The 3,432-nt window shown below is 74.8% G+C and carries 4 protein-coding genes; 1 reads left to right on the top strand and 3 read right to left on the bottom strand.

Annotation, left to right across the window (positions count from 1 at the left end):
• On the bottom strand, positions 1-704 hold a 704-nt coding region (locus tag RKE29_RS28760), incomplete at its 3' end, for an MFS transporter (RefSeq protein ID WP_312008641.1).
• A gap of 166 nt (positions 705-870) precedes the next feature.
• Here RKE29_RS28760 and RKE29_RS28755 point away from each other — a divergent pair.
• The gene (locus tag RKE29_RS28755; protein WP_312008639.1) at positions 871-1,545 is read left to right on the top strand and encodes an FCD domain-containing protein; all 675 of its coding nucleotides are present in this window, start codon (positions 871-873) and stop codon (positions 1,543-1,545) included.
• Positions 1,546-1,658: 113 nt separating this feature from the next.
• Here RKE29_RS28755 and fabI read toward each other — a convergent pair whose 3' ends face one another.
• Positions 1,659-2,429 carry an enoyl-ACP reductase FabI gene (gene fabI, locus RKE29_RS28750; protein ID WP_312008638.1) on the bottom strand — a complete coding sequence of 257 codons (771 nt, stop codon included), beginning with the start codon at positions 2,427-2,429 and terminating at the stop codon, positions 1,659-1,661.
• A gap of 5 nt (positions 2,430-2,434) precedes the next feature.
• Entirely contained in the window at positions 2,435-3,139 is a 705-nt protein-coding gene (gene fabG, locus RKE29_RS28745) for a 3-oxoacyl-[acyl-carrier-protein] reductase (RefSeq protein WP_312008637.1), read from the bottom strand.
• Between the last annotated feature and the right edge of the window lie 293 nt (positions 3,140-3,432).

The following is a 3,432-nucleotide window of genomic DNA, read 5'->3' as shown; positions in this document are numbered from 1 at the left end:
GGGCCCGCGGCGCGGTCGGGGGGCCGGGCGCGGTCGCGGGCCAGCGCCAGCCAGGGCAGTACGGCCGCGGCGGCGAGCACCGCCCACGCGCCGAGCCCGGCGCGCCAGCCGCCGCCGAGGCCGTGGGTCAGCGGCACGGTGACGGCGGCGGCCAGCGCGGTGCCGAACGACAGCGCCATCGAGTACAGGCCGGTCATCGGGCCGACCCGGTCGGGGAACCAGCGCTTGACGATCACCGGCATGAGCACGTTGCTGACCGCGATGCCCGCGAGCGCCAGCGCGCTGACCGCGAGGAAGGCCGCCGTGCCGCCCAGCAGCGGCCGCGCCGCGAGGCCGGCCGTGAGGGCGGCCAGGCCCGCGCACACCACCGTCCCCGGGCCCCAGCGGTGCGCGAGCCGCGGGGCGGCGAACCCGAAGAGGGCGAAGCAGGCCGCGGGCATCGAGGTCAGGAGCCCGGCGAGGGTGCCGCTCATGCCGAGGCCGTCGCGCACGTCCTCCAGCAGCGCGCCGAGGCTGGTGATGCCGGGGCGGAGGTTGACCGCGGCCAGCAGGAGTCCGGCGACCATCAGGCGCCGCCGCCACGCCGCCGCCGCGGCGGTGCGGCCGGCGACGGCGGTGTCCCGGCGCGGGGCGGCGGCCGGGCCCGGCGGGGCGGCGGCGGGCTGGGGAGCGGGGACGGTCGTCGCGAGGTGGTCATCGGCCATGGCGACCATCATAGAATCATGGGATGAATAATTGTCCACTTGATATTCTTATGGGCTGTCCGCGCGGTCCGGTGCGGCCGGACCTTTACCGGCCGGTGACGCGCGAGCGGCATCATGGAGACCGCCCGCTTTCCCCGGCAGGCGCCCCGTCAGTCCCAGGAGAGTCATGCCGCTGACCTCACCCCGGCGTTCCGCGCTCGCCGACCAGGTGATCGCCCAGCTCCGCGCCCAGATCACGTCCGGCGAGTGGCCGGTCGGCTCGCGCATCCCCACCGAGCCGGAGCTGGTCGAACAGCTCGGCGTGGCCCGCAACACCGTGCGCGAGGCGGTGCGCGCGCTCGCCCACAACGGCCTGCTGGACATCCGGCAGGGCTCGGGAACGTACGTGCTGGCGACCAGCGAGCTGGCCGGGGTCATGCACCGCAGGTTCGCGGGCGCGGACCCGCGCGACATCGCGGAGCTGCGCAGCGCCCTGGAGGCGCAGGCGGCGCGGCTGGCCGCGCGGCGGCGCACCGAGGCCGAGCTGCGGCAGCTCGACGCGCTGCTGGGCCAGCGGGAGCGGGCCTGGGACTCCGGCGACGTGGAGGCGTTCGTGTCGGCGGACACCACGATGCACATGGCGGTCGTGGCGGCGTCGCACAACGAGGTGCTCGCGGTGCTCTACGCCGACCTCGTCGACGTGATGCGCGACTTCCTGCGCGGGGAGGTGGGCGCCGGGCTGCGGTCCGAGTGGTACGTCGACCACGCGCGGCTGGTGGAGGCGATCCGGGAGCGGGACGGCGAGCGGGCGGCGGCCGAGGCCGGCGCGCACGCGTTCGGCTGCCGCCCGGACCTGCCGTGAGGCCCTGGCCCGGGTGAGGCCCGGGGACGCCCGTACGGCGACGCGCCGCGGCCCCGGTCCCCTTGACCGGGGAACCGGGGCCGCGGCGCTGACGAGTCCGCGCGTGCGGGGCTTCAGGCCCCCATCATGTGCACGCCGCCGTCCACGTGCACGACCTCGCCGGTCGTCCGGGGGAACCAGTCCGACAGCAGGGCCACGACCCCGCGCCCGGCCGGCTCCGGGTCGGTGAGGTCCCAGCCGATGGGCGCGCGGTGGTTCCACACGTCCGCCAGGTCCTCGAAGCCCGGGATGGACTTGGCGGCCATGGACTTGACCGGCCCGGCGGCGACCAGGTTGCAGCGCACGTTCCGCGCGCCCAGGTCGCGCGCCAGGTAGCGGCTGGTGGACTCCAGGGCGGCCTTGGCCACGCCCATCCAGTCGTACTTGGGCCACGCGAACCGCGCGTCGAAGGTGAGGCCGACGACCGAGCCGCCGCGGGGCATCAGCGGCAGGCAGGCCATGGTCAGCGCCTTCAGGGAGTACGCGGAGACCTGGACGGCCGTGGAGACGTCCTCCCACGTGCCCTCCAGGAAGTTGAACGCGCCCTGCGGGCCGAAGGCGATCGAGTGCACGACGCCGTCCAGGCCGACGCCCTCGCCGAGGTGCGCGGCGACCTCGTCCGCCAGGCCGTCGAGCTGTTCCTGGTTCTGCACGTCCAGTTCGATGACGGGGGCCGGCTTGGGCAGCCGCCGGGCGATGCGCTCCACGAGGGTCACCCGGCCGAAGCCGGTGAGGACGACCTCGGCGCCTTCCTCCTGCGCGAGCCTGGCGGCGTGGAAGGCGATCGACGACTCGGTGATCACGCCGGTGACCAGGATCCGCTTGCCCGCGAGAATTCCACTCATGACGTTCAGTGACCCATGCCCAATCCGCCGTCGACCGGGATGACGGCTCCAGTGATGTACGCGGCCTCCTCGGAGGCCAGGAAGCGGACGGCGGCGGCGATCTCCTCGGGCTGCCCGCCGCGCGCCAGCGGCACCTGCTTGACGATGCTCTCCCGCTGGGCCTCGTCGAGCGCGCGGGTCATGTCGGTGTCGACGATGCCCGGGGCGACCACGTTGACGGTGATGTTGCGCGAGCCGAGCTCACGCGCGAGGGACCGCGCGAAGCCCACAAGACCGGCCTTGGAGGCCGCGTAGTTGGCCTGCCCGGCCGAGCCGAGCAGCCCCACGACGGAGGAGATGAGCACGACGCGGCCCTTACGGGCGCGCAGCATCCCGCGGTTGGCGCGCTTGACGACCCGGAACGTGCCGGTGAGGTTGGTGTCCAGCACGGAGCAGAAGTCGTCCTCGCTCATGCGCATCAGGAGCTGGTCGCGGGTCACCCCGGCGTTGGCGACCAGCACCTGCACCGGGCCCTGCCGGTCCTCGATCTCCTTGTACGCCTGCTCCACCTGCTCCGCGTCGGTGATGTCGCACTTCACCGCGAGGAAGCCGGCGGGCGGCTCACCGGTGCGGTAGGTGATGGCGACGTCGTCGCCCGCGTCGGCGAAGGCGCGGGCGATGGCCAGGCCGATGCCGCGGTTGCCTCCGGTGACGAGAACCGACCGGCTCAAGGGATCACCCTTCCGATGTCTGTGTCCGGCAGCCGCCTCGACGTCACTGCGCGTCTGCCCTTGTCGTACGCAAACTATCGGTCCGCCGCCTCGCGCGGGAAGCCGGGGCCGACAGGGGCGCACCAGCGGCACTGTCGAGTTCCCACAGATTCCCCCGGCGGCCCGACCGCGCGGGAGGACGCCGCGGAAGGGGCCGGCCGCGGTCGCGGCGGGCGGCGTCCGGCGCGTGCCGGAGGGCCCCAAGTCCCTTGCGGGCGGCGGCGGGGCGGCCCGGCCGCCGCGGGCGGCGGGGC

The organism is Streptomyces sp. B1866 (genome assembly GCF_031932565.1).
Classification (GTDB): Bacteria; Actinomycetota; Actinomycetes; order Streptomycetales; family Streptomycetaceae; genus Streptomyces.
Note: the sequence above shows the minus strand (reverse complement) of the source record. Positions and strands in the feature narration are given on the sequence as shown.

What these genes read in the sequence shown, in the direction of transcription:
- fabI (WP_312008638.1), bottom strand. Translation starts at nt 2,429, where the DNA reads ATGAGTGGAATTCTCGCGGGCAAGCGGATCCTGGTCACCGGCGTGATC.
- RKE29_RS28755 (WP_312008639.1), top strand. Translation starts at nt 871, where the DNA reads ATGCCGCTGACCTCACCCCGGCGTTCCGCGCTCGCCGACCAGGTGATC.